Below are 984 nucleotides of genomic sequence, written 5' to 3'. Positions count from 1 at the left end.
GATCCAGATCAGCGCCGCGGCGAGGCTGACGGCGGCTCGGTAGTTGCGGGCGAGTTTGTCCGAGCGCATCGCGATGCCGCGCCACTGCTTGAGACGGTTGAAGCAGCGTTCTACGACGTTGCGTCCCTTGTAGCGTTCCTTCTGCTTGTCGCCGAAAGCGATCGGCCGGCCCGGCTTCTTGCGGCGGTGCGCGATCTGGTCGTCCCGCTCGGGGATGGTCGCCGCGATCCTCCGGTCGCGGAGCCAGGCGCGGTTCGCCCTTGAGGGGTACCCCTTGTCGGCGAGCACCCGGTCGGGGCGGGTGCGGGGGCGGCCCTTCCCGTCGCGGGGAACGCGGATGTTCTCCAGCACCGCGCTCATCATCGTGGTGTCGTTGATGTTCCCGGCGGTGATCATCATGCTCAGCGGCCGGCCGCGGCCGTCGCAGACCAGGTGCAGTTTGGTCGTCAGCCCGCCGCGGGAGCGTCCGATCCCGTGATCAGGCGGCTCGGACCACGGATTCTTGTGATTCGGCACAGCCCCCTGTGTCCCGGGCGAGGGTCGCGCCGTGCTGATGCACGCGCGCGATCGTGGAGTCGATCGAGACGACCCAGTCGATTTCCCCAGCGGCGTCGGCCTGCTTCTGCACCTCGGTGAGCAGCTTCTGCCAGGTGCCGTCCCCGGCCCACCGGTTGAACCGCTTGTAGATCGAGTTCCACTTCCCGAACCGTTCCGGAACGTCACGCCACGGCGCACCGGTCCGGTACTTCCACGCCATCCCCTCGATAGCGAGCCGGTGATCCGTCCACGGCCGCGACCGACCGGTCACCGTCGGCATCAACGGCTCCATCACGGCCCACACCTCGTCAGAGATCTCCTTGTCGCGCGTCAGACTATGTGGCAGGGGTAGTTAGTTGCTGAGGCAGCGCCCCTATTGGAAGGTCTGAGAATTATGAGTCGTCCACCGACGATCCCGGCGGAAAAGAAGATCCGCATCGTGTTGTC

Annotated in this window: 1 protein-coding gene; it reads right to left on the bottom strand. The window is 66.5% G+C overall.

Going from position 1 to position 984, the window contains the following annotated elements; genetic code table 11:
- A protein-coding gene (locus MA875_RS17335; protein ID WP_282449282.1) for an IS5 family transposase occupies positions 1–871 on the bottom strand; the annotation gives its coding sequence in 2 pieces (ribosomal slippage) (positions 1–522 and positions 524–871; 870 coding nt annotated over the 2 pieces). This gene is flagged as partial in the annotation.
- Between the last annotated feature and the right edge of the window lie 113 nt (positions 872–984).

The sequence above is a fragment of the Microbacterium kunmingense genome (assembly GCF_023155745.1).
Lineage (GTDB): Bacteria > Actinomycetota > Actinomycetes > Actinomycetales > Microbacteriaceae > Microbacterium > Microbacterium kunmingense.
The sequence above is the reverse complement of the archived record's forward strand: the minus strand, read 5'-3'. Positions and strand labels throughout refer to the sequence as shown.